The organism is Allobosea sp. 05L423 (assembly GCF_056397745.1).
Genome location: NZ_JBFTOA010000007.1, coordinates 28108 through 52971 on the forward strand (window position 1 = coordinate 28108; position 24864 = coordinate 52971).

The window sequence follows — 24864 nt, forward strand, 5'->3', positions numbered from 1 at the left end:
GTCCTGAACGGAGGAAGACGACCATGCCCGAACAGCACTCGCAATCGGCCCTGCCTGCTGGCAGGGCCGCCCCGGCCTTCACGCTGCCGGCAACCCCTGACCAGATGGTCTCGCTCGAAGATCTCCGCGGCAAGCCGGTGATCCTCGCCTTCTATCCTGCGGACTGGAGCCCGGTCTGTGGCGACCAGATGGCGCTCTACAACGAGATCCTGCCCGAGTTCCACAAGGCCGGCGCGCAACTCGTCGGCATCTCGGTGGACGGCGTCTGGTGCCACGCGGCCTTCGCCGCCGAGCGCAAGCTGCATTTTCCGCTGCTGGCCGATTTCGAGCCCAAGGGCGCGGTCGCGCGCAGCTTCGGCGTCTACCGCGACAAGGAGGGCATCGCTGAGCGCGCCCTCTTCGTCATCGACGGGGCCGGCATCATCCGCTGGAGCTTCGTCTCGCCGCTCGGCATCAACCCCGGCGCCGACGGCATCCTTGAAGCACTCGACAATCTCGGCGCCGCGGCGCCCTCCGAAGGAACTGCGTCATGACCCGTCTCGCGATCCCCGTAGGCAGCCAGGACCATGTCCAGGGCCAGGCCCAGGCCACTGTGACCCTCGTCGAATATGGCGACTATGAATGCCCCTATTGCGGCGAGGCCTATCCGATCCTCAAGGCGGTGCAGCGCGCCATGGGGGACCAGCTGCGCTTCGTCTTCCGCAACTTTCCGCTCGCCGAAATGCATCCCCATGCGGTTCGTGCGGCAGAATTCGCGGAGACCGCCGGCGGGTTCGGCCAGTTCTGGCAGGCACATGACATGCTCTACGAGAACCAGACTGCGCTACGCGACGCCGACCTCTACGCCTACGGCCTGCGCCTCGGTCTCGATACGTACGTCGTCGCGGAAGGCTTCGACGGCCGCTTCGACCGCAAGATCAAGGAGGATTTCACGGGCGGCATCCGCAGCGGCGTGAACGGAACGCCGAGCCTGTTCATCAACGGGCTTAGGTACGATGGCGAGCGGGACGTCGACAGCCTCGTCGCCGCCCTGAGCCAGGCCGCTCGCGAGGCGATCCGCCCCCGCGCAGGCACGCATCGCTAGACCTCTTCACCCTGGCCAATGGATCAGACCATGCCCGAAACGACGACTTCCTTCCGCTATCGGCTCGAACAGGCCACGCCCCGCACCGGATCAGGCGGCATCACGCGCGGCGCCTCCGTGAAGCAGTTCCCGGCCAGCATCGGCATCGCCGGCGTCTCGATGCGGCTCGCGCCGGGATCGATGCGCGAACTGCACTGGCATGCCAATGCCGCGGAATGGGCCTATGTCGTTGCGGGCCAGTGCCGCACCACGGTGCTACATCCGAACGGCTCAGCGGCGACCGACACGTTCGGCCCCGGCGACGTCTGGTACTTTCCACGCGGCTGGGGTCACTCCATCCAGTGCCTCGGTCCCGGCGAGTGCCATTTCATCCTGATCTTCGACAATGGCGACTTCTCCGAGGATCATACGTTCAGCGTCACCGACTGGCTTTCCCGCACGTCGCCGGAGGTGCTGGCGCAGAATCTCGGCCTGAGCCGCGAGCAGATCGCACAGCTCCCGGCGGGCGAGGCCTATTTCGCCCAGGGCCCGGTGCCGGACGACCTCTCGCCCGATGCCGAGCCGCGCGCGACGCCTGCTTTGACGACGCCGCATCGCTACCCGCTCCTCGCCCAGCAGCCACGGCGCGTGCCGGGCGGCGGCACGCAGCGCACCGTCACCGTCGACGAGTTTCCGATCTCGAAGGGCATGGCCGGCTCCATCCTCGAGATCGAGCCGTGCGCGATGCGGGAGTTGCACTGGCATCCGAACGCCGACGAATGGCAGTACTATCTGGAGGGCAGCGCCGAGATGGCGGTCTTTCTGGCGGAGGGACAGATCGTTACCGAAACCTTCGAGGCTGGCGATATCGGCTATGCCCCGATGGGTGCGGGCCACTACATCCGCAACACCGGATCGACGGTGCTGCGCGTCCTTGTCGGCTTCAACAACGGCCACTACGAGGCCAACGACCTCTCGGCCTGGCTCTCCTCAAACCCGGTCGACGTGCTGGCTACGAATCTAGGTCTGAAGCGCGAGATCGCCGCTGGGCTGAGAAACCGCTCGCGCTTCATAGCGCCACCGCTGGCCCCGGCGACGCGATGACTGGCGTCATGCCGCCGCCCGCCGCGAAATTGGCGGGCGGCGGTTGACGTGGCGCTCGGAGGTCAGCGCATTCGGCATGTCTGTGTCCTTGCATCAGCGACATCGCATCGAGCTGGTCCGGACCACACCTCGGATATGGTTGGTAGCCTTCCGTAGCCCTTTTTCTTTCCAAGCGGCTAGGTCATGGACTGACGGCGGACGACATGCTCGGGCTTCGCGAGCGATAGACAATGTTGCTCGCACGACGACTCGTTGCGGCGGGAATGATCCTCGTACCGGGCGTGCCGCTGTTCAACGGCCTGCGCGATACGCGTGATAGCCAAGATCGTCACCGCTCTGAGCATCAGACGTCCGATCCCGTTACCCACATGGCCACCCAGCGGGCGACGTATCGGGAAAGGCCTTCATCGCCAATGTGCCGACCAGACCACCGCCAAAGGCGCAGAGGCCGGCAGCGGCAAGGGGATTCGTCGCCGCGGCGGCAAGGTGCTGCCGCAGCATCTGCGTTACGACACCGACAAGGAACGATACGCCGACGACCGTCCAGACGCCTCCGAAAAGCCGCGCGAGAGACGCGGCCGTAATGCCCATTCCGATGGCCACCAGCCAACGCGGATAGCGATTGCCGCCGCGCTCCACCTCGTCGAGCGCATTGTCCATGCTTGTGAGCTCGGTCGGCGCGGCAATGACGCGGCGGCGAATGGCGTTCAGCGCCGCGAGCGCGCCCATGTTGACCGATGTACCCGGAATGGCCGCGCCGAGCCGTGTGCGGAAGCCCTTGCCGTCATCGAGCGTCAGAAGAAGTCCTTCCAGACAAACCAACAGATGCACGCGGTAGCCGAGGCGTTCCGCGAAAGCCGTGACGGCTTGCTGCACATGCGCGGTGTCGGCCCCGTTCGCCAGCATGAGCCGGCCCAGCCGCAACACGAGGTGCGCCGCATCTGGGGCCGGAGGACGAGAGGCATCCATCACGCGCCCGCGAGGCCCGCGCCGACCATTTCGATCGGCTTCACGACCTCGTCGAACAGCACCTCGTCCACCTTGCCTGACATTAGCGCCGCCTGCCTGAGCGTGAGGCCATCGGCGATTGCTTTTTCTGCGATATGCGCGGCGTTCTGGTAACCAATGACCGGCGAGAGCGCCGTGACCAGCATGACGCTGCCCTCGACATAGTGCTCGATCCGCTCGCGGTTGAGTTCCGTGCCCTCAATGGAGAATTCGCGGAACCTTTCGCAGCCGTCCGCGAGGATGCGGGCCGAATGCAGGAAGTTGTTGATGATGACCGGCCGCATCGCGTTGAGTTCGAAATTGCCCTGACTGCCTGCGAACGCGACGGCGCCGTCATTGCCCATGACCTAGATGCAGATCATCACCATGGCCTCGCACTGGGTCGGATTGACCTTGCCGGGCATGATCGATGATCCCGGCTCGTTGCTCGGCAGAAGCAGTTCGCCGAAGCCGCAGCGCGGGCCGGACGCCAGCCAGCGCATGTCGTTGGCGATCTTCATCAGCGCCACGGCCAGCCCACGAAGGGCGGCATGCGCCCGCACCATCGCGTCCAGCGAGCCCTGCGCCGTGAACTTGTTCGACGCGGTGACGAATGGCTTGCCGGCCAATTCGGCGATCTTCGCCGCGACATCCACGGAGAAGCCCCTGGGTGCGTTCAGCCCGGTGCCGACCGCCGTGCCGCCGACCGCGAGCTCATAGAGGCCCTTTAGGCTCGCCTCGATGTCGGCCATGGCGCGCGGATCTGCCCCGCCCAGCCCTACCATTCCTGCCCGACCGTAAGCGGCACCGCGTCTTCGAGATGTGTACGGCCGATTTTGACCACCTTCATCCAGCCATCGGCCTTGCGCTCGATGGTTTGGACCAGCCTTTCCACCTGCGGCAGCAGCAACGTGTCGATTGCCTCGACGGAGGCGATGTGCATCGCAGTCGGGAACGTGTCGTTCGACGATTGTCCCATGTTGACGTCGTCGTTCGGTCCGATCGGGTGCTGCGAGCCTAGCGTCCCACCCAGCAGCTGTATCGCGCGGTTCGAGATCACCTCATTGACGTTCACGTTCGACTGGGTGCCGGAACCCGTCTGCCAGACGTAGAGCGGGAAATGATCATCAAGCTTGCCGGCGATAGCCTCGTCAGCGGCTTGGATGATGGCATCGCGTTTCCAGTTCGGAAGGCGGCCGCCGGCAGCGTTCACCAGCGCGCAGGCTTTCTTGACGATGCCATAGGCGTGGTAGACCGCTTTCGGCATGCGGTCGTCACCGATGTTGAAATGGTGCAGCGAGCGTTCGGTCTGCGCGCCCCAATAGCAGTCAGCCCGCACATCGACTTCGCCCAGCGAGTTGAACTCGCGGCGCATACCCGTGGCGTCAATGCCGATCGGGATGTCGCGCAGTTTTTCGGTAATCGGGACAGAGATGCCCGCCATGACTGAACTCCTGACTGTTAGCGATGGCTCGATCAACGCGATCAAGCGTTCAGCGACGCGCTCTCAAAGCTCGTCCTCACACAGCAACGGCCAGCACGATTTTCCCGAAGCCGCCGCCGGCTTCCATGCAGCGATGAGCCTCGGCGGCCTCCGAGAGCGGAAAGACCCTGCCGACGAGCGGCTTGAGCCGGCCGTCGCCGAACATCGGCAGCGCGCCCTCCGCGAAGCGCCGCACCATCTCGCGCTTCTCGTCCGGTGTGCGCGATTTCATGACCGTGCCGATGAGGCGCAGGTGATTGTGCAGAAGAACTGCGAGCGGGATCGTGGTGCTGTCTTGGCCACCGAGCAGGCCGACCTGCACCAGACGCCCGCCCGGTGCGAGGCTGCGCAGGTTGCGGGCCAGATCGTCGCCGCCGACGAAGTCGACGACCACATTGACCCCGCGCCCCCCGGTGGCTTCGCGCACGCCCTGCTCGAAGTCCTCGGATCGATAGTCGAACACGGCTTCCGCGCCGAGAAGCAGGACGTTGGCGCGCTGTTTTGTATTGGCCGTTGCGAAGACCCGAGCACCAAGCGCGTGAGCGATCTGCGCGGCGGCGGATCCCACACCGCCCGCCGCCACATGAACGAGCACCGCCGAACCCTGCGCGGCGGCGCCGAGGTGCACGACCGCCTCCCAGGCAGTGACGAAGGACTCCATCGTCGCTGCCGCCCCGATGTAATCGAGGTAATCCGGAATACGCACTGCCATGCCGCGATCGACACGAGCATATTCGGCGTAGGCGCCGCCTCCGACGATGGCCATCACACGCTCACCGGGGCGGGCGTCGGTAACATCGCTGCCGACGGCGACCACTTCGCCCGCGACCTCCAACCCGAGCAGGTCACTCTCGCCGTAGCTTTGGCGACCATAATAGCCCTGCCGTTGCAGCAGATCGGCACGATTGACGCCGGCAGCCATGACCTTGACCAGGAGGTCGCCGGCGCGAGGTTCCGGCGTCGGCGCCTCGGCAAGGCGGAGAACATCCGCCTTGCCGAAATTGTCGAATACGACCGCTTTCATTTCCCGGCGGCCTTGGCTGTCGCTCGGCGCCCGATGCTGGCAGCAAAGAGCGGCGTCTCGCGGCGATTATGGTCGCGCCCCGCTTCCTGCCGGGCCACCGCAGCTTGCTCGAAGGTCTGGCCGTGCGCGGCGATGAAGTCCATGAAAACGTCTGTCGGGTGCGAGGTGACCCGGTTGGTGTAGCGGGTCTTGCCGCCCTCGATCGCCTCGGCGATCAGTTCCCAGATCACGTTGACCTGCGTGCGTCCGACAGGGGTGAACACATCGGATATCGAGTTCATCCGGCAATAGGCCGCACTTGCCTGCTCGGCCACATAGTGCTGGATCACGAGCCCGGTGCCGATCATCTCGACATTGATCACCATGCGCTGTCCGTCGTCCGTGGTGGTGACGCCGGAGCCGATGTGGTCGGGCGGGCAGCAGCGCAGATACTCGGCCTCCGGCAGGGTGAAGAGCCAGTCGGCGATGTCGATTTTCTCGAACGGGACGTCGATCTCGGCGGTGCAGGCCGATTCCGAGAGGATCTTGTCGGTCAGAACTTTCATGGTCTTTCCCTTTCGAGGGTCCAGGTTGGGCGGGGCCAGCCTTCTACGGGCGGCAAGCGAGCCGCATCTCCGGTGCGTTTCGCCATGAAATCCGTGTCCAGCGGTCTGAGGCTTTAAAGCTGCCTCTATTTACTCATTGAAGTTGCCGCCCGCAGCGATTTGGAGAAATCATACGCAAGGGTTCGAACGATAAATCAGGGTATATCTCCACATACCAACGTATATATTTGAGTTCTCGCGCTTCCGTCGGATACGCGCAGCTTGATTGAATTTGCTCCTGCCGCCGCGGCCCGAAACGCAACTGCAATTTCAAAACGAGCGAAGGCGTTGTGCGTCTGATTCAGGAGGAGGATAAGCCGCACACGTCTGCAAACGGCTTTGCGCGGAGAGCAAAGATGAGCCCCCATTTCGCCGAGTTCCTCTCCATCTTCGTCGATGTCGTCCGGGCGGGGAGCTTTTCGGGCGCAGCCCGTAGGCGCGCACTCACGCCCTCGGCGGTCGTGCGTAAGATTGATGCGCTTGAAAAAGATTTGGGTGTCACCCTTCTGGTTCGCTCGACACGTGCGCTAACTCTCACTGACGCAGGCCAGAGGCTGCACGAGCGGGCCCTGCATCTTCTTGACGAACTGGCAGATACGCGCGCCGAAATCTCGGCTCTCGATGGTTGCGTTTCAGGCACGCTGCGGATCGCCTGCTTTCCAACCTTCGGCAAACGCTATGTCCTGCCGGTTATCGCGGCTCTGCAAACCGAACATCCTGCGCTCAATGTCGATCTCGATCTGACGGAGAGGCTGGCCGACCCGGTTGTCGAGCGTCTCGATGTGGTCATCCGCATGGGGGCGCTGGCTGACAGCACGCTGATCGCCACGAGGCTTGCGCCGCTGAACCGGCTGCTGGTGGCAAGCCCGACCTATCTGGCGCGTTCAGGTGCGCCGAGTTGCTTGGCGGATCTGTCGTCTCATCGTCTGCTCGATAAGCTGCATGGCCCTGATCTGCTCGGTTGGCGAGACCTGCTCGGCCGGCCGGCAGGGCATGGGCAAGATGTGGTAACGTTCCGCTCCGACGATTTTGAAGCCCTACGCGGAGCAGCCGAGGCCGGCTTAGGAATTGCGTTCTTATCGAGCTGGGTGGTTGGGCCAGACGTCCGGGCGGGAAAGTTGGCGAGGCTGCTGGTGGGTGACGAAACTTGGAATAAGACAACGGACGGGATTTACCTCCTCCGGTCCTTGCGGCATCCGAGTGCCAAGGTGAGAGCGTTCACCCTGGCACTGCAGAGCTCAATTGGAACGCCGCCAGTCTGGGAACCCTGATTCGCGTGCGTTTGCTCTCAGCGTTGCGCCAAGAAACTTTGCGGCGGCACCGCCGAGGTCATTTAGTAGCGAAGCCGGAATGCTTGCTGCTCGACACACGGCCAGCGTCGATTCCTGACGCTCGACTGGCCCCACCGCCTCGGGCCATAAAGTGACCGGTTCGGCAGGGAGCGGCCTCCTGCCAGTCAGCAAGGCATGTCTGCTCGCTGGTTAGGACCCGGATTTCCGCTTATGTCGCAACCTGGGCGGATGGTTAATGCTAATGAACGGACCTATTAATCCTTAGACAGTGTGAGGCCGCCAGTCACTGTTTTCGTTGGGACGGTATCCGCGCAGAAGGAATGGGGCGCCGTATCGCATCATGGCGGCGCTGGGAGCGCGAACCGGAGCTATTGGAGCCAGCCTGCCGTCTGTCCGCTCGGCTCGAAGCGTCTTTACCCGCGAAGTCTTGGATCAAGCATGTCGCGCAGGAAGTCACCCAGCACATTGGTCGCCAGGACGAGAGCGAAGATCACAAGGCTCGGGATGATCGCAACATGCGGCGCGAAGAAGAAGAAATTGATGCCTTGAGCCGCCATTGTTCCAAGCTCAGGCGCCGGCGGCTGCGTGCCGAGGCCGAGAAAGCCGAGCGAGGCTCCTAGGAGGATGGCCTGACCGAGCCGAAGCGTCAGGAAGACGACGATGGTCGAGAGGCAATTCGGCAGGATGTAGCGAACCAGCAGGCCTCTATCCGTCAGGCCGATGACCCGTCCGGCGGCGATATAGTCCTGTGCGATCACCGTCAGCGCCGCGCCGCGAGCGATCCGCGCCGTGAGCGGGATGGTGGAGATCGCCAGTGCGATGATCACCGACAGCGTGCCCGCGCCGATGATCGCGGCGATCGCGAGCCCGAACAGAATGGCCGGGAACGAGAGCAGCACGTCCATCAGGCGCATGAGCAGCCCGTCCAGCCGCGGATAGAACGCCGCCAGCATTCCCGCCGCGGTGCCCAGTGCGCCGCCGATGGCGATCGCGCAGAAGCCCATCAGGCCGGTGAGCCGAAGGCCGAACAGAACGCGGCTGAAGATGTCTCGCCCCTGGCCGTCGGTGCCGAACCAATGGGCCGCGCTCGGGGGCTGCATCACCTGCGTCATCTCGATCCGAAGCGGATCGTAGGGAGCGAGAACGGGCGCGAACAACGCCCCCGCTGCCAGCACGAGGAGCATGCCGAGGGCGGCGGTGGCGATCGGATCGGCTGCGAGACGTCGCAGCAGCCGCGCGCTGTTGCTCTGCGGAAGGGCGGAGCCTGGTACCAGCGTCATCGGGCCTGGATCCTCGGATCGAGCACGGCATAGAGCAGATCGACAATGATGTTGATCGCGATGAACCCGAGCGCCAGGGCGATGATCGCGCCCTGCGCCACGGGGAGGTCATTGGCGACGATCGCGCCCACGGCAAGGCGGCCGACGCCCGGCCATGAGAAGATCGTCTCTGTGACGATGGCGCCGCCCATCAAATAGCCGATCTGGAGGCCGATCAGCGTCGTCACTGGGATCATCGCGTTGCGCAGCGCATGGCGCCCGACGATCAGGCGCTCCTCCAATCCCTTGGCGCGCGCCGTCCGGATATGATCCGCACCCAGCACCTCGAGCATGGATGTGCGCGTGATCCGCGCGACCGGGCCGACGAAGATCAGGCCCAGGCACAGCGATGGCAGAACCGCATGGCGAAAGCCGTCGAGGGTCCAGAGCGGGCCGCCGCGCCCGGTGAAGGGCAGCCACTGCAGCTGAAAACCGAAAATCCACAGCAGGATCATGCCGATCAGGAAGACCGGCAGGGAAATGCCAGCGACGGCCCCGCTGATGATCAGCCGATCGAGAAAGCCGCCTCGCGAGACGGCGGCAGCGACGCCGAGCAGGATCGCCAGCGGCACGGCCCAGACCAAGCAGAGAACGATCAGCTCCAGCGTCGCCGTGAACGAACGCGACAGCTCTTCCGCGACCGACATGTTGTTGACCAGCGATGTGCCGAGATCGCCTTGCAGAATGCTGCCGACATAGAGCAGGAATTGCTCCCAGAGCGGGCGGTCCAGCCCCATTTCGCTTCGGATCTGGGCGATGACGGCGCCGGTGGCCGTCGGCCCGGCGCGCACGGTCGCCGGATCCGAAGGAACGAGGTTCAGCAGGGTGAACCCGATCAGCAGGACGCCGAAAACCACCGGGATCGCAAGCAGCAGGCGCTGCGCCGTGTATCTCAGCATGGGGCTGCCTTTCGGGCTCGCTTACGATCAGGCCTGAACCGGCTCGGGAGCCTTGCGAGGCTTCACCTCGTTCGGGCGCAGGACCTGCACGATGAAGTGTTCGAGCTGCGGCTCATAGGCCTCCCAGAGCTGGCGCAGCTTAACCTGCGGCTCCGGCTCGAGGTCGACGCGCAGATCGACCAACGGCCAGTCCTGCTCGTCGACCACGAGGAGAGCCGCCGACATGATCGGCTGCGTCTCGCCACCCGCGGCCAGGCCGGCATCGATCGCGCCCAGCAGCTTCTCGACGAACGGCACACCGGCGGAGCCCTCGAAATATTCGACCATCGCCTTGGGCACGTCGAGGTTCGCGATCACATTGCCGGTCGAGACGCAATTGACGCCCTGGTAGCCCGAATTGATCGAGGGGATCTTCGGCCCGGTGTAGAACGCCGTGCCTCCATCGCGGTCGATGGCTGCGACCTGACGCTGATCAGGGAATTCGCTCTCCGCGATGAGGCGACGCACGGTCTCCTCGGCGCTCAGCCCGGCTGACAGGAAATCGAGCCCCTTCGGACCGAGGCGGATGTCGCTGCGGTGCTGCGAAGTCACGGCGCCGACCTTGGCGCGGGCCCAGGGGCAGCGGTTGCCGACGGCAATGCTCGACGTGGCGATACCGATGCCGAACATGCCCGTCTTTTCGTCACGGGCGATCAAAGAAAATGTCATCTCGTTCTCCTGAAATTGAACAATCTGGCGCGATCAGCGGAACCAGGACCGCGCCCTGTCCTGCAGCGACAGGGCCATGGTCATCGGCGCCATGAACCAGGGGATGCCGTTGTAGTAGGGACGGCTCGGCAGCTCCTGCTGAGCGAAATGGCTCGTCGAGCGGCCGGACAGGACCAGTTCGGCCGTGCAGCGGCCGAGATAGCTGCCCATCACGATCCCCGAGCCGTTGCAGCCGAGCACATGATGGATGTTGCCCCGCCGGCCGATGTGCGGGATGCGGTCGAAAGTGAAGCCGACACGGCCTTCCCAGGCATTGCTGACACGCGTCTCGGCGAGCGAGGGAAAGGACTGCACCATCACCTGCTTAAGGCGACGCGCGATCGCGACCGGGTCGACGCGGTCTACCTGCAACGCCCTTCCTCCGACGAGCAGGCGCCGTCGATCGGGGCTGGCGCGAAATGCGAAGGCGAGCTTGCGCGTGTCGTTGACCAGTTGGCCTCCGGGCAGAAGGCGCTCGACCGCGCTCGCCGCCAGCGGTTCGGTCGCGATCATGTGGCTGCCGACGGCGATGACGCGGCGGCGATACCAGGGCAGCTCGCGCCCGGTATAGGCGTTGGTCGCCAGAATGACGTCGCGAGCGCGGATATCGCCGGCCGCCGTCGTGACCGAGGTGGCCTTGCCGTTCTCGGTCACCCCCGTCACCGGGGTCTGTTCGATGACCTGGACGCCATGTGCACGCGCGAGGCGCAACAAGCCGAGATGATACTTTGCGGGATCGATGCCGCCATCCTCGGGCAGCACCATCGCGCCGTGATAGAGATCGGTCGCCACATGCGCGGGCAACCCGCCCTTGTCGACGGTATGGGCCGGAATGCCGAAGGTCGTGGTCAGGAATGCCGCCTGGCGCTTGAGCATCTCCATGTCCCTGGCGGTCCAGGCGCAGATCAGCCGGCCGGACAGCGCCAGGTCGCAATCGATGTTCTCGTCGCGGACGAACCCGCGGAACCAGCCATAGGCGTTCCAGGTCTCGCTGAGCAGTGCATGCGCCTTCTTCGCCCCGAAATCCTTGGCCAGCGCGGCGTAGCCCTGCCGCAGCCGGCCGCCGATCATTCCGACGCTGCGGGTGCTGGCTCCATGGCCTGCGCTGTGAGCTTCGATGACGACGACCTCGCGACCGGCGCGAGCGAGCGTGATGGCCGCAGAAAGGCCTGCATAGCCGGAGCCGACGATGACGACATCAGCCTCGGCGGGGAGCGACTGGCGAGCGGCGGTGCCCTGGGGCACGGCCTCCCACCAGTAAGGCTCGGCCTTGAAGCCGTCAGCCAATAGGGTCTCGCTCACTTGGCGATCTCGATGTCGAGGCCCTTGTAGACGGCGCTGTTGTAGATGCCGTGCACATCGACGCCCTTGACCCGCTTGGTCGAGAACAGGAACAGGCGCTCGTGAACCAGCGGGATCAGCAGGGCCTGGTCCGCCACGATCTTCTGGACGGCGGCATAGGCTTCGGCCTTCTTGGTCGCGTCGAGGCTGGTCTGGCCGGCTGCGAGCAGATCATCCGTGGCCTTGTCCTTCCAGTTGAAGCGGTTCGGCGCCGGAACGTTGGCGGAGTGGAACATCATCAGCACCTCGCCCGCCGTGGCATAGGGCGAGAACAGGGCGTAGCCGTCGAACTCCGGCGAGGTGTTGATCTGCGCCATCGCGGCCGCGGGCTCGACCAGCAGGAGCTTCAGGTCGATGCCGACCTGTTTCATGTAGCCCTGGATGGCCTCCAGGCGGGAGCGCCACCCGGCCGTGCCGGCGGCCAGGATCGAAGGCGCGAGACGCTCGCCGTCCTTGTAGCGAAAGCCGTCATTGCCGAGCTTCCAGCCGGCCTCGTCGAGCAGAGCCTTTGCCTTGGCCGGATCGTAGACTGCCTCGGCCGCGCCCGAGTAGTCGATGGTGCCGGGGCTGACGAGCGTCTTGGCGGGTCGGGCCTGGCCGAACCACATGCTCTTGGCGAGCGCCTCGCGGTCGACGGCCAGGATCATCGCCTGGCGGACGCGCAAGTCGCTGGTCATCTTGCGGTTAGGGCGCAGGCCCAGATAGGCGGAATAGTTCGAGATGCGCGGCTCGGCCTTGTTCAGCATCGGCATCTTGCTGAGCTGATCGATCGACCATTCCGGCAGCACATAGGAGATGTCTCCCGCGCCCGTCTGCATCGCCGCCAGGATCGCGCTTTCCTCGGGGATGACGCGCCAGACGACGGCTTCGACCTTGGCCGGCCCCTTGTTGTCGTAGATCGCCGGGCCCCATTTGTAGGCATCGTGGCGGGTCAGCACGAACTGGTCGCGCGGACGCCACTCGCCCCAGCAGAATGGGCCGGTGCCGTTGAGGCCCTTGACGCCGAAATCGGCGCCCAGCTTCTCGACATTGGCGCGGTCGATGATAGAGCCGAAGCTCTGCGCGAGGTGCAGCAGGAGCTCGTTGTGCGGCTCCTTCAGCGTGTAGATGACGGTTGTGTCGTCCTTCGCGGTGACGTCGGCGACCTTGCCCAGGCGCCAGGCAGCCGGGGACCGTGTCTCCGGCGCGATCAGGCGCTTCAGCGAATAGACGACGTCAGCGGCTGTGAGCGGCTTGCCGTCGCAGAACTTCACGTCGTCGCGAAGGTTGAAGGTATAGGTTAAGCCGTCATCGGACAGGGTCCACGACTTCGCCAGCAGGGGATGCAGCGTCTTCTGGTCGTCCTCGACCGAGACCAGCGTATCTGCCATCATGAACAGGATTTCGGCCGCGCCACGGCCGGTCGACTTGTGCGGGTCGAAGCCGACGGAATCGTTCCTGACCAGGATGGTCGCCGTCCGTTCCTTCGCCGGCGGATTTGCTGCCGATGCCGGTAGGGCGCCGGAAAGAAGCGCTGCTGCGATAAGACAAGCCCGAGCTATAGCCATCATTCCCCTCCATTATTGGTCGCGAGATAGTCGATTGCCGACAGCGCATGGACGCGCAGAACGGCGAACAGCTCGTCGATCGTGACGTGCTCTTCGCGGTGGCCCATCGTCTTGGGAGAGGGGCCGTAGAGATAGGCAGGAACCCCGCGCCACCGCCAATAGCGCGCGTCCGAGCCGCCGAGGCTGACGATCGGCACGGCCTCCCGCCCCGTCACCTGCCGCGTATTGGCGCGCAGGATGCCGGCCATGTCCCCCTCGGGATCACACCAGCTCGAGGGATAGCTGTGGTCCGGCCGCGTCTCGCGCGTCACCATCGGATAGCGGGCGAGAATGCCGGCGAGCTCGCTCTCGACCCGCTCGATGCTCAGGCCGGGCGGCATCCGGACCTCGACTTCGAGCAGGCACTCGTCCGGCAGCATGTTGACCTTGAGCCCGCCGCGGATCACCCCGATGTTCACCGTCGCACGGTCGGCGATGTCGGCGGCGCCGTCGCCGAGGCTGATGTTCATCGCCTCACGCGCCGGCGCGGAGCCGATCACGGCACTGACCGCTTCCGGCAGTTCGGGCCGGAGCTCCGCCAGCGCTTCCAGATCCGTAGCCAGGCGACAGGCGATCTTGATCGCACTCTCGCTGAGATGCGGGTAGGCGCCATGGGCTCCACGGGTGCGAACCGTCAGCGCCATCCGCAGCGCGCCCTTTTCGCCGAAGCGCAGGGTGGCCAGGCCGCTTGGCTCGCCGTTGAGGCAGCAATCGCCGATTACTTCCTCGGGAATGGTCTCCATGAGGTGCCGGGTACCGTAGCGGCCGCCGGTCTCCTCGTCGGACACCACCGTCAGCGTCAGGCGCCCGCGCAGCTCCGGCATCAGCTCCGCGAGGTAGCGGTAGGTGTAGATCGAGGCCGTCGTGCCGCATTTCATGTCCGCGGCGCCGCGCCCATAGATGCGGCCGTCGACGACTTCGCCGCTCCACTGGCTGCGCTGGCCCGGCAGTTCCTCGATCGCCGGGAATACGTCCATGTGGCCGTTGAGGATGAGGTGCCGCCCCGGCTGCGCCGCCGAGACCGAGCCGACAATGTTGGGCAGATGCTCTTCGGCGCTCAGTACGCGGAAGGGCAGCCCGCGCTCGGCGAGGAAGCGCTCGACATGGGCGCTCGCGAGGCGGGTATCGCCGGGAGGGTTCGGGGACTTTGCCTGCAGGAATGCCGAGAGGAAGGCGATGATCTCCTCGCGATCACGCTCGATCCAGCCAAGCACGCGCTGCTTCAAAGAATCTGCTTCGGTCACGATAAATCCGCTTGTTAGCGCTAACGTTATCGCTAACATCCAGGTTTATGTTTTGCCCGCTGTCAAGTAGGGTACGACTCAAACCAGCCGCGACGATGCTCAAAAGGCGTGCAGCAGAGCCGATCTATGAACCATGATCCCGTGAAGCGATTGCCGGGCTGGGCCACCATGTCCGATGTCGCGCATGCCGCCGGCGTCTCGCTTATGACGGTCTCGCGCGTCTACAAGAACCCGTCCGCCGTGAGCGCCGGGACACGCGCGCGCGTGCTGAACGAAGGCGAGCGCCTGGGCTTCGTTCCGAACATGCTCGCCGGCAATCTCGCCTCGGGCCGCAGCGCCATGATCGGGATCGTCGTGCCATCCCTCCGCAACTCCAACAACGCCAACAGCATTCAGGGCATGGCCGATCGCCTCAGGCAGGCCTCCTATCAGTTCATGATCACGAATACCGGCTATTCGCCGGATGCGGAGGCCTCAGCGGTGGAGGCTTTCATCCGCCGGCGGCCGGACGGCCTCGTGCTAACGGGCACCCGCCACAGCGATGAGACCTACGCGCTGCTGCGCGGCTCCGGCCTGCCCGTCGTCGAGGTCTGGGAGACGGAAGGGCCGATCATCGACATGGCGACAGGGTTCCGAAACCGCGAGGCGGGAACCGAGATCGCGAACTACCTGATCGCCAGGGGTTACGATCGGATCGGATATGTCGACTACCCGGTATCCGGCCTGCGACGCTACGAGGCTCGCCGGGACGGAGCGCTGGAGGCGCTGCGTCAGGCGGGCCTGCCGGCCGATATCGTGGTTTCACCCCTGTCTTCGGATGGGGCGGAGGATGCATCTAGCTTTCGTGGAGGAGCGAGCGGGCTGCAGCAGTTGCTCGATGCAGGCGGCGTGCGGGCCATACTCTGCGCATCGGATCTCCTGGCCGTCGGTGTCATCTTCGAAGCGCAACGCCGCGGCATGCGGATCCCGGAGGATCTCGCCGTTGCAGGGTTCGGCGACTTCGAGATCGCGGCCGAGATCCCTCCCGGTCTGACGACCATCAGGACCCAAGGCTATCAGATGGGTTGGGCGGCCGCTGATATGCTGATCTCCCGCATCGAGGGTTCGCCGATCGATGCGGCGATCAAGAATGTAGATTATGCTCTTGTACAGAGAGGCAGCGCCTGAGCGAGCTGGGTTGGGCGTAATTTAGGCGGCCCGGCACTACGCCCGACGGCCGCTGGTATTTTGGCTGCCGCCGTCGTGTTTGTGGGCGCGAATTCGGCCTCCGTAACTGCGCGCGATGCACATCGCGTCCTGCACCGCGAAGGTCCGGTTTCGGACGAGGAGCTAGAGTCCGCTTCTGGCGCGATGAAGCCTGAAGGCTCCCACGGAAAGCTCCCGATTGGATCAGGACGCCGAGCCGAGAGGTGTTAAACTCCGACCTCCCCTCCTCCTCACCGTCCTAGTGGCACACCCGCGACGCGTGAACCTGCGGCAGGACAATGCCAGGGGTCTCGATGCCTTAGGAACCAGCGCTCCATGTCGTCGATCAATACTCTTCGCGGGCTAAGTTACCCGCGCAGCACCTGAGCCGAGCTGGACGCTGTCGGAGCTGATTCCGACACGCTAGTCAGCCAATATCGATGCAGCGTCGACCGACCAGCTAATCGCGACGCGATCTCCCTCTTTCGGCGCGAAATGCTGTGCTGCGTGGCCGGTGTCCGCAAGGAAAACCGTCCCGTCATCCGTCCTCATTTCATAGCGAACGGTAGCGCCCATATAGCTGCGCGAGACGACCGTCCCGACAAGTTCGTCGCGGCCGCCTCTGGGAAGGGTCACGTCGAGCTTCTCGTATCTCAAGGCGAACAGAACCTTCTGTCCCGGCTGAATCGATGGGGGTATCCGGCATGTCAGGGATGCCGCCCCGGTGGTCACCATGCCGACTCGATCGGGCCCGACTGAGTGGACGCTGCCTTCGAGGAAGTTGGAATGGCCCATGAATTGCGCGACAAATCTCGAATTGGGGCGCTCGTAAACCTCTTCCGGCGTGCCGACCTGAATAATCCGTCCATTGCCCATCACTGCAATCCGGTCGGACATGGTCATTGCTTCAGTCTGGTCGTGCGTCACGAATATGAAGGTTCGCCCGGTTTCCCTGTGAAGCCGCTTGAGCTCGTCCTGCATCTGCAGACGCAACTGCAGATCCAAAGCTCCCAGCGGTTCATCGAGAAGCAGGACGTCGGGTTCGTTGACGAGTGCGCGTGCCATCGCAATGCGCTGCTTCTGACCGCCTGACAGGGCGTCGATTTTGCGCCCTCCCATTTCAGAAAGACGGACCAACGCCAGTGCCTCGTCGACCTTTCTCGCTATCGTCCTGGCATCGAGCTTCTTCATCTCCAGGCCAAAGCCGATGTTTTCGGCCACGGTCATGTGCGGGAAGAGGGCGAGATGCTGGAAGATCATGTTTGTGCGCCGGCGATACGGCGGGTCTTCGATCACACTGCGGCCACTGATCGAAATATCGCCCGAGGTGGGCGTCTCAAATCCTCCGATCATCCTCAACAGGGTGGTCTTGCCGCAACCGGACGAACCCAGCAGGGAGAAAAACTCTCCCTGCCTGATATCGAGATCGGTCTCTCGCAGGACCTTTACCTGACCGAAGGACTTGGAGACTGCGCGGATTGAAACTGCGCTGGGAGGCGCCGCCCTATCGGCCTGGCTCAAGTTTGCATCCATCAGGTCCACCTGCTTAGCCACAGCCACCATGGTGCCATCCCTTCAATTGATGTCGAAAGCCTGCGAGGCTTTATCGGTTAGAAGAGGATGTGCTTCTTGAAGGCCTGATGCGTGACTTTCCCTTCGAAATGAGGAAACCGACCCGCGTCCTCACGCGCACGGATGCGTGCTTCCGAAGCGAGGGCAGCGTTGAGAGCGTCGACCGAGTCGAACGTGAATTCACCCAGCATGAAAGACGTGCCCGGGTTGATCTTCAGAGGATCGTGCCAGCCCTCGACCGGCAAGTGAACGATTGCCGACCGGATGCCGGGGTAGCCCTTCATGAACGAGCCGTGAGTGTTCATGTAATAGTCGACAAACCGCTCTGGCTCACTGGACTGCCCCTCATAGCGAACGAAATAACCGATCGACATGCCATTCTCCCTTGGTCGGCGACCGGCCAAGCCGGCCGAAAATAAGCTGAGGGCTCCGGCCTCGGCCGGCCGGAGCAGTTGTCGGTGCGGACGTTGTCAGGGGCCGCGACTTACGCGCTCTTCACCCGGTTCCAACCTTCGATCCATTTCGCGATGGCCGGCGGGAACCCGAGTCCGTGATGCTTGGTCGAACCATCGAGAACGCCGTAGCCGAAGCGCTTCCGCTCCTCGGCTGTGAAATCCTGGCTGCCGAGATTCGAGGTCGAGAGGTAGCCGGAGACCTTCGTCACCTGCGAAGCGTAATCCTTGCCCAGCATCGCATTGATCACGGCCTGAGAGGCTTCCAGGTTCTTGGAGTCGCGTGGCACGAATGCCGAATGCGCGAAGGAGAGCACCCCCTCCTTTGGCCATGCATTGGTGACCTTGAAGCCCTTGCGCTGCAGTTCGGCGCGAACCGGGATCGGTCCGTACAGACAAGCGACCTCGCCCGTCGCGAGCAAGTTCGTGCCTTGAGCAAACGTCGACCAGATGGTGCGGATGTTCTTCTTGCGGGAGATCAGGAATTTGACGACCTCGTCGAGGTCCTTCCCTTCCAGCTCCTCGGGCTTCTTGTTCCCAAGGTGAAGGCCGGCCGCCATGATCATCTGGTGCGCGGCGTCGTACCACGCAATCCGCCCGGCATATTTGTCCTCGAACAGGGGTGCCCAGGACTGCGTGAAGGGATCATTCTCCGGCATCTGCTCCGTGTTGTAGATCACCGAGTCGAAGCCCCAGAACACCGGCACCATAAAGATTTTGCCGTCGCGGTCGGCGACATCCTTTTTGAAGGCGTCTGCGACCTGGCTGAAGTTCGACATCTTCGCGGTATCGATGGGCAGGACGAGCTCGCTCCCGGGCTTCGGTCCCATGATCGGCTTGCGAACGAAATCGGAGCCCGCGATGAGCAGGTCGTAACGACCTGTGCCGCCGGGTGCCGTAAGGCGGGAGACGACGTCGGTCGTCGACTGCCAAGGCGCATCGTTGATCTTGCCGCCGGAGGCACCTTCGAGAACTGCGCGGAGAGGGCCGCCGATCGCCGCATTGACCATGACGATATCGATGGAGGCGGCTGCCTTCGCAGCGCCGCCCCAAAGCCCGAGGCTCGCAGCGGCGCCAATGCCCGCGCCGCCTTTCAGCAGAAGCCGGCGGTTCAGGCCCGATGATGTGGAATTCAGTTTCGACATGCTGTTCCCCTCGTTCCGTTCTTGTTGGACTTTCGAAAGCGGTGTCTTGCCGGTGCGGCTTCACTTCTCCTTCGGCGTAAGAGCGAAGCCGACGAGCGAAACGCTGACCGAAACAGCCATGATCACGACGCCGACGGCGGGCAGAAACGGCGCCATTTGATCGACGATCAAAGTCCAGAGATGAACGGGGATCGTGCGCTGCGTGCCGATGACGAGGAACGTGCGCACGAACTCGTCGAACGACAGTGTGAAGGCGAAGAGGAAGGTCGCGACGATGCCTGGCCGGACGATCGGCAGGAGTATTCGCCGGAAGACGACGATCGGCGTGGCGCCCAGATCCATCGCCGCTTCCTCGAGGCCGCGATCGAAACCGTGCAGTCGCGGAAAGATCGTCAGGAAGGCGAAGGGTAGAGCCCAGGTGATATGGACCATCAACGCCGTGGTCCACAGTCCGAACGGGATTTCCAGATAACCGAAGAAAACCAGGAACACGGCGCTCCCGACAATGCCCGGAATCAGGATCGGCAGGAGCACGATCTTCATCAGAAGGCCCTTGAGCGGGAACTCCCGTCGGAAGCCCATGGCCATCATCAGCGCGATTGCAGTCGCGATGCCCGCGCTGACAAAGCCGAGCGCGAAGCTGTTCGCCAGCGCGCGCATGAGCTCGGGCGTCGTCAGGACGTATTGGTACCAGCGTAAGGTGGTGCCCTTGAAGGGCAGTCCGATCACCTCGGAATCATTGACCGACAGAACGAGAAGGAGCCCAATCGGCGCATACAGGAAAAGGAAGAACAGGGCGGCATAGGCGTAAAGCATGCTTTTGCGCAGGTTTTCGGCGCGTGGCCAGATGAACGACGTGGCTGGCCGAGCTTCGGCCTGGAGAGCGGCGTTTCTCATCAGTGCTGCCCTCCAACGAAGATCTCTTCCATCTTGGCCTTGCGGCCGACCAGGAACATCCCGGCCAGGACCACGAGCACCAGGACGACGGACAACGCGGCGCCGAGCGGCCAGTTGTTCGTGTTCAAGTACTGGGCGGCGATGATGTTGCCGAACATGACGCCGGCGGTGCCGCCGAGAAGCTGCGGCGTCACATAGGCGCCGCAGGCGAGCAGGAAGACCATGACGCTGCCCGACAGGACACCGGGCATGCTCAGTGGCAGGACGATGCGCCTGAATGTGTTGACTGGACCGGCTCCGAGATCGGCCGCAGCTTCGATCAGGCGTTTGTCGAGGCGATCGAGCGACAGGTAGATCGGCAGGATCATGAACAGCGAGTAGACGTAAATCAGCCCGAGATGGACGGTGCCCTCCGAGAAAAGCAGGACATTGATCGGCTCGTTGATGATGCCGATCTTCATCAGCAGCGTGTTGACGAGGCCGTTCCGCCCCAGCATCGGCAGCCACAGGAATGTGCGCACGACGTAGCTCGACCAGAACGGCATGAAGAGCAGGAGAAGGCAGATCGCCTTGCCGCGGCCGGTCAGGCCGGCGAGGAAATAGGCGACCGGATAGGAGAACAACAACGTCAGCGCTGTCGTGATCAGCGCCATCCGGATCGTTTTGGCGAGGATAGTGAGATAGACGCTATCGGAGAAAATGGTGGCGTAATTGTCGAGCGTGAATTCGGTCGAAAGGCCGAAGATGGTGGTCGACCAGAACGACATGACGACCAGAAAGCCCAAAGGCAGCACGGCAAACGTCAGCAGCCAGATCGCACCGGGAAGAGCGAGAAGCGCCTGCCGCGATCCTGGAGTGGCTGAAGACCTCATCGGCATGTCCCTCGGACGTCTGACGATTTTTCGATGAGCCCAACAGGCCGCTCACCGCCGTCGATGCGAGCAGGATTCAGGCCATTCAGAGCAGCAACGTCGAACATGTCCCGCCACGATCTCTAGTGCGCGGCGTGGTGCGAAACGTGCCGCCGTCTACTAGAAAGAAAGGATAGGCGGAGATATTTTGATAATTCAATGATGATGTTTTTTCATCAGACGATAACGGAACGATATCGAAAATTCGGAGGCTCCGACGTATGTTCACCGCCGACCTGCAATCCCGACTGAAGGTCCAGCACCTGATGGTGCTCGCAAACGTCGGGCGCTTTCGCAACGCTCATCGAACTGCCCAGGAGATGGGCCTGAGCCAGCCGGCGATCAGCAAAATCATCCGCGAGGTCGAGGAGATCTTCGAGGTTCAGCTTTTCGACCGCGGCCGCAGCGGAATGCATCCGAACGGGATCGGAGAGGCATTGATTGCGCGTGCGGTCGCTCTCCTCAATGAGCTGGCGCATACCCGGTCCGAGATCGAAGCCATCACCGCGGGTGAAATCGGGCATCTGCGACTTGGGGCAATCGCGTTTCTATCGCCCGCGCTGATACCGCGTACTCTGAAGCGGTTCACGAGCGAGAAGGTCTCCTTGACCCTCGACATCCACGAAGGAACGACACAGGCGCTCGTCAACCAGCTTCTGCAGCGCGAGCTGGACTGCGTGATCGGGCGATATGTCTCCGAGCATGAACACGCTCTGGACCAGCAGATCCTCTACTATCAGCGCTTCGCGGCGGTGGTGAACGGGAAGCATCCCACGCTGGGCCGCCGCGATCAGGTCGCGCTCTCGGAGACAGCGGGCTTCGGCTGGATCGTGCCTCCATCTCGGACAGCTGCAAGGCAGGCGCTGAGCGCCCTGTTTATGCAATCAGGGCTGACGCCGCCTCGGGTTCAGGTCGAGAGTTCATCCCTGGAAATCATCAAGGCCTTTCTCCTGGACAGCGACCTGATTGGCATTCTGCCGACGGAAATCGCCCGCCATTTCACTGCCGAGGCAGAGCTTCGCGTGTTGCCATTTCCGATCGAATATCAGCCAGCGCCCGTGACTCTGATCCGTCGGCGCGGCGAACAGAGCGCGCCGTCGATAGAACGCTTCAGCCGCACGGTGACTGACGTCGCGGCTCAGCTGGCCAGCGAAACGGAAGATCAGGCGATTTGAAATCGATCCCATTTTGTTATCGATAGATGAGAAAACATCATCGTTGAATTATCATAATCACTGACTCATCCTCGCGGCCGTTGGCACTGGCCGGAGGGAAGCAGTTGTCGAACGTCGCATCAGACGACGCCGCCAGGGAAGAAATCGAGACTGCGCCTTGGCTCTGTCGAGTTGATTCAATCAATTATCTAACAGAGGCGGCCAGGGGCCTCGTTGTTCTGTCCGGGTCTCATGGCGGCCTCTACTCTGCGTTCAAGGGACTGAGTGTTCAGCCTCGAGGCCTGGTGTTGAACGACGCTGGCCGAGGTCTCAACGACGCTGGCATCGCCGCCCTCGCCGAGGGCGATCGGTCCGGGGTCGGAGTCGCGACGGTCAGCCATTCGAGCGCCCGCATCGGCGACGCCAGCGATATGGCGAGAAGGGGCATTATCAGCCATGCCAACCGCATTGCCCGGCGAGCCGGGGTGGTTCCCGATATGGTCAGTATGGAGGCACTGAAGCGACTGGCTCAACTCGGCCAGGGCCAGATGCCGGTCGACGTCGTCAATGAGCATCGCAGCGAGGTCGTTCTTGCCTCAGGTCTGGAAAGCGTCGTCTGTATCGACTCCGCGTCCTTGATTGAGGCGAGGGATCAGGGACGTGTCGTTATCACCGGATCGCATGGTGGTCTGATAGGTGGCGACCGTTCGAAAGCGATCAATGTTGCAGCCCGCTTTGTCGCGTTCAATGACGCGGGCAACGGATGCGACGATGCTGGGACCGGCCGTCTTGATCCCCTCGGCGGCCGAGGCATTGCTGCCGTCACGGTCGACCACGAGAGCGCAGAGATCGGGAATGCCGCGTCCACGCTGACAGCCGGCATCATCTCTCGTGCGAACACTGCTGCGCTCGATCTCGGCTCAGCCATCGGAATGCCGCTCCGGATATTCCTGGAGCGATGGCTCGGTGCATCCCCGTAGCCGACGGGCCGTGTCGGCAACCGGGCCTGATTTTCCAATCCGGCGATCAACTCCTCACACTTCGCGAGCTCTACGATGACCCAGACCGTTGCGACCAATATTGCGCGCACTCTGAAAGAGTGCGGTGTCGAGCACTTCTTCATGCTGACGGGCGGCGATCAGCCGCTCTGGATCGCCCTGCGCGATGCCGGGATCAAGATGATCGTGGCCCGCAGCGAACCTGGCGCAGTCTATATGGCGGATGGGTTCGCGCGTGCGACTGACAAGGTCGCCGTGACGTACGGACAAGCGGGGCCAGGGGCCGTCAATGTCGCGGCGGCACTGGCCGACTCCTTTTGGGCTCAGTCTCCGGTTTTTGCGCTGACGGGCGCCACCGCGACCGGCGCTGTACATGTGAACGAGTATCAGGCGATCGATCAGAACACGATGTTCGGCCCGGTCACGAAGTGGAACGGTGCCGCCGAAGAGCCGGGGCAGGTCGCCTCATTGATGAGGCAGGCGCTGACCGCTGCCGTCTCCCCGACGCGGGGGCCGACGCACCTCGATGTTCCCAAGAACTATTTCGGAATGCCCGGGGCGAGCGAGGGCGTCGAAGGCAAGGGACCCCTGCCGACATTCAACAGGCTGCAGGCCGCCAGCGAGGAAACGGCCAGCGCCCTTGAGGCTCTCAGATCGGCGAAGCGGCCGATGATCCTCGTCGGCGAAGGAGTTCGCCTCGGCGACGCGGGACAAGCCGTCGCGCGCCTCGCGGAAGCGCTAGCCATCCCCGTGGTCGCAACGATGGGGGGCAAGCCCGCCGTCCTGTCCTCATGCAAGCAGTTCTGCGGAATCGTCGGTCGCTACTCGTCGGTCACGGCGAACCGCCTTATGGCGCAGGCCGATTGCGTGCTGGCGCTTGGGACGCGGCTAGGGGGGCTGTCGACCAACGGCTACAGCCTGCCTTCGCGAAAGGCGAATGTGCTCCAGGTCGATCAGGATCTCACGGCGTTTGCCAACCCTTATGCGCCGGCGTTCTGCATTCGCTCTGATATCCGGGCGTTCGTCGACGGACTGCTGAGCGAAGCCCTGAAGAATGCGCCCACCGATGCGAGCGATTGGCTCGCCGATTGCCAGAAGGAGAGCGCGGCCTGGCTGGAGCGATTTACGCGTCACACCGCCCGTGTCGCTTCGCATGAGGTACTCTCGCCAGTGTCTGTCCTCGAGGAACTGTCTCGCTACGGATCCGAGATCACCGTCGTGGCCGATACGGGCTATATGGCCGCCTGGACCGGCGTTCTGTTTCCGACGCTGCGCTACAACGCGTTCTTCCGGGCTGTGGGGTCTCTCGGCTGGGCGCTGCCCGCTGCCTTGGGCGTGCAGATGGCACGCAAGGAGAAGGTCGTCTGCATCACTGGAGATGGTGGAGCCGGCTACCATCTCGCGGATATCGAAACGGCCGTCCGCTACAAGATTCCCGCTCTCATCCTGGTGTTCAACAACAACGGTCTGGCGTTCGAATATCACGAGCAAAAATACCGCTGGAACGGGAATGTCGTGGCCGAAGCAAACGACTTCACTGCCTCCGATTTCGCTTTGGCTGCCAAGGCGCTCGGCGCCACAGGGCTGCGGGCGACGAACAGGGACGAACTCAACCGAGCACTTGCTCGCGGCATTGCTGCCGACCATCCTTGCGTGATCGACATTGTCGTTGATCGCGAGGCCTTTCCGCCAGTGACCAATTTCGATGCCGTCCTTGAGAGGGAATTATGAGCGAACGGGCTGGTCGGCCGCGGGACGTCCTCGCGTTGCACTACGGAATTGTTCTTCCCGAGGAGGATGCGGGCCGGCTTGATGAGGCGGTGACCCGCATTGCTCAAAAGCTGCCAGTCCTGTTGCTGCAAAGCGCGCCCAGACAG

Annotated in this window: 22 protein-coding genes and 1 pseudogene; 8 read left to right on the plus strand and 15 right to left on the minus strand. The window is 63.5% G+C overall.

The window, feature by feature from the left end:
* Positions 1-23: 23 nt before the first annotated feature.
* Genes AC1DNE_RS17345 through AC1DNE_RS17355 form a run of 3 tightly spaced genes read left to right on the plus strand, consistent with a single transcriptional unit; the run spans position 24 to position 2167 of the window.
* Positions 24-533, plus strand: a complete 510-nt coding sequence (locus AC1DNE_RS17345) for a peroxiredoxin (protein WP_441471833.1) — start codon at positions 24-26, stop codon at positions 531-533.
* Positions 530-1084: a DsbA family protein gene (locus tag AC1DNE_RS17350; protein WP_441471834.1), complete on the plus strand. Its 555-nt coding sequence runs from the start codon at positions 530-532 to the stop codon at positions 1082-1084. Before AC1DNE_RS17345 ends, AC1DNE_RS17350 begins: the two co-directional genes overlap by 4 nt.
* 30 nt (positions 1085-1114) lie before the next feature.
* Positions 1115-2167, plus strand: a complete 1053-nt coding sequence (locus tag AC1DNE_RS17355) for a cupin domain-containing protein (RefSeq protein WP_476841136.1) — start codon at positions 1115-1117, stop codon at positions 2165-2167.
* A gap of 360 nt (positions 2168-2527) precedes the next feature.
* Here AC1DNE_RS17355 and AC1DNE_RS17360 read toward each other — a convergent pair whose 3' ends face one another.
* From AC1DNE_RS17360 to AC1DNE_RS17375, 4 genes and pseudogenes are all read right to left on the minus strand, one after another.
* Positions 2528-3136, minus strand: a complete 609-nt coding sequence (locus AC1DNE_RS17360; RefSeq protein WP_441471836.1) for a threonine/serine exporter family protein — start codon at positions 3134-3136, stop codon at positions 2528-2530.
* A pseudogene (gene fumC, locus AC1DNE_RS17365) lies at positions 3136-4529 on the minus strand (class II fumarate hydratase). The gene AC1DNE_RS17360 and the pseudogene fumC overlap by 1 nt, the downstream one beginning before the upstream one ends.
* Before the next feature lie 145 nt (positions 4530-4674).
* Positions 4675-5661, minus strand: coding sequence for an NAD(P)H-quinone oxidoreductase (locus tag AC1DNE_RS17370; protein ID WP_441471837.1), 987 nt, complete (start codon positions 5659-5661; stop codon positions 4675-4677).
* Entirely contained in the window at positions 5658-6206 is a 549-nt protein-coding gene (locus AC1DNE_RS17375; RefSeq protein WP_441471838.1) for a hypothetical protein, read from the minus strand. Before AC1DNE_RS17375 ends, AC1DNE_RS17370 begins: the two co-directional genes overlap by 4 nt.
* A 395-nt stretch (positions 6207-6601) precedes the next feature.
* Here AC1DNE_RS17375 and AC1DNE_RS17380 point away from each other — a divergent pair, with 395 nt between their 5' ends.
* Positions 6602-7516, plus strand: coding sequence for a LysR family transcriptional regulator (locus AC1DNE_RS17380; RefSeq protein ID WP_441471839.1), 915 nt, complete (start codon positions 6602-6604; stop codon positions 7514-7516).
* A 434-nt stretch (positions 7517-7950) separates the two neighbouring features.
* On the opposite strand, the gene AC1DNE_RS17385 is transcribed toward AC1DNE_RS17380, so the two are convergent.
* Genes AC1DNE_RS17385 through AC1DNE_RS17410 form a run of 6 tightly spaced genes read right to left on the minus strand, consistent with a single transcriptional unit; the run spans position 7951 to position 14673 of the window.
* Positions 7951-8817 carry an ABC transporter permease gene (locus AC1DNE_RS17385; RefSeq protein ID WP_441471840.1) on the minus strand — a complete coding sequence of 289 codons (867 nt, stop codon included), beginning with the start codon at positions 8815-8817 and terminating at the stop codon, positions 7951-7953.
* On the minus strand, positions 8814-9755 hold the full coding sequence (locus tag AC1DNE_RS17390) for an ABC transporter permease (protein WP_441471841.1): 942 nt from the start codon (positions 9753-9755) through the stop codon (positions 8814-8816). Before AC1DNE_RS17390 ends, AC1DNE_RS17385 begins: the two co-directional genes overlap by 4 nt.
* 27 nt (positions 9756-9782) lie before the next feature.
* The gene (locus AC1DNE_RS17395) at positions 9783-10463 is read right to left on the minus strand and encodes a DUF1028 domain-containing protein (RefSeq protein ID WP_441471842.1); all 681 of its coding nucleotides are present in this window, start codon (positions 10461-10463) and stop codon (positions 9783-9785) included.
* Positions 10464-10496: 33 nt separating this feature from the next.
* A complete protein-coding gene (locus tag AC1DNE_RS17400; RefSeq protein WP_441471843.1) occupies positions 10497-11804 on the minus strand; it encodes an NAD(P)/FAD-dependent oxidoreductase in 1308 nt (435 codons plus the stop codon).
* Positions 11801-13390, minus strand: a complete 1590-nt coding sequence (locus AC1DNE_RS17405) for an ABC transporter substrate-binding protein (RefSeq protein WP_441471844.1) — start codon at positions 13388-13390, stop codon at positions 11801-11803. Before AC1DNE_RS17405 ends, AC1DNE_RS17400 begins: the two co-directional genes overlap by 4 nt.
* Complete coding sequence (locus tag AC1DNE_RS17410) at positions 13390-14673, minus strand: M20/M25/M40 family metallo-hydrolase (protein ID WP_476765543.1); 1284 nt, start codon at positions 14671-14673, stop codon at positions 13390-13392. Before AC1DNE_RS17410 ends, AC1DNE_RS17405 begins: the two co-directional genes overlap by 1 nt.
* A 126-nt stretch (positions 14674-14799) precedes the next feature.
* Here AC1DNE_RS17410 and AC1DNE_RS17415 point away from each other — a divergent pair, with 126 nt between their 5' ends.
* Positions 14800-15840 (plus strand): LacI family DNA-binding transcriptional regulator, encoded by a 1041-nt coding sequence (locus AC1DNE_RS17415; RefSeq protein ID WP_441471846.1) that lies wholly within the window; start codon positions 14800-14802, stop codon positions 15838-15840.
* Positions 15841-16281: 441 nt separating this feature from the next.
* Here AC1DNE_RS17415 and AC1DNE_RS17420 read toward each other — a convergent pair whose 3' ends face one another.
* The 5 genes from AC1DNE_RS17420 to AC1DNE_RS17440 all read right to left on the minus strand — a co-directional run bounded on the left by AC1DNE_RS17420 (position 16282) and on the right by AC1DNE_RS17440 (position 20796).
* Positions 16282-17421, minus strand: coding sequence for an ABC transporter ATP-binding protein (locus AC1DNE_RS17420; protein ID WP_441471847.1), 1140 nt, complete (start codon positions 17419-17421; stop codon positions 16282-16284).
* Positions 17422-17468: 47 nt separating this feature from the next.
* Complete coding sequence (locus tag AC1DNE_RS17425) at positions 17469-17804, minus strand: EthD family reductase (RefSeq protein ID WP_441471848.1); 336 nt, start codon at positions 17802-17804, stop codon at positions 17469-17471.
* A 110-nt stretch (positions 17805-17914) separates the two neighbouring features.
* Positions 17915-19027 (minus strand): ABC transporter substrate-binding protein, encoded by a 1113-nt coding sequence (locus AC1DNE_RS17430; RefSeq protein WP_441471849.1) that lies wholly within the window; start codon positions 19025-19027, stop codon positions 17915-17917.
* 60 nt (positions 19028-19087) lie between these two features.
* The gene (locus AC1DNE_RS17435; protein WP_441471850.1) at positions 19088-19924 is read right to left on the minus strand and encodes an ABC transporter permease; all 837 of its coding nucleotides are present in this window, start codon (positions 19922-19924) and stop codon (positions 19088-19090) included.
* On the minus strand, positions 19924-20796 hold the full coding sequence (locus AC1DNE_RS17440; protein WP_441471851.1) for an ABC transporter permease: 873 nt from the start codon (positions 20794-20796) through the stop codon (positions 19924-19926). The genes AC1DNE_RS17435 and AC1DNE_RS17440 overlap by 1 nt, the downstream gene beginning before the upstream one ends.
* A 260-nt stretch (positions 20797-21056) precedes the next feature.
* Here AC1DNE_RS17440 and AC1DNE_RS17445 point away from each other — a divergent pair, with 260 nt between their 5' ends.
* The 3 genes from AC1DNE_RS17445 to AC1DNE_RS17455 all read left to right on the plus strand — a co-directional run bounded on the left by AC1DNE_RS17445 (position 21057) and on the right by AC1DNE_RS17455 (position 24718).
* Positions 21057-22010, plus strand: coding sequence for a LysR family transcriptional regulator (locus AC1DNE_RS17445; protein ID WP_441471852.1), 954 nt, complete (start codon positions 21057-21059; stop codon positions 22008-22010).
* A 104-nt stretch (positions 22011-22114) separates the two neighbouring features.
* The gene (locus tag AC1DNE_RS17450; RefSeq protein ID WP_476765546.1) at positions 22115-22969 is read left to right on the plus strand and encodes a hypothetical protein; all 855 of its coding nucleotides are present in this window, start codon (positions 22115-22117) and stop codon (positions 22967-22969) included.
* 75 nt (positions 22970-23044) lie between these two features.
* Positions 23045-24718, plus strand: a complete 1674-nt coding sequence (locus AC1DNE_RS17455) for a thiamine pyrophosphate-binding protein (RefSeq protein WP_441471854.1) — start codon at positions 23045-23047, stop codon at positions 24716-24718.
* The last annotated feature ends 146 nt before the right edge of the window (positions 24719-24864 follow it).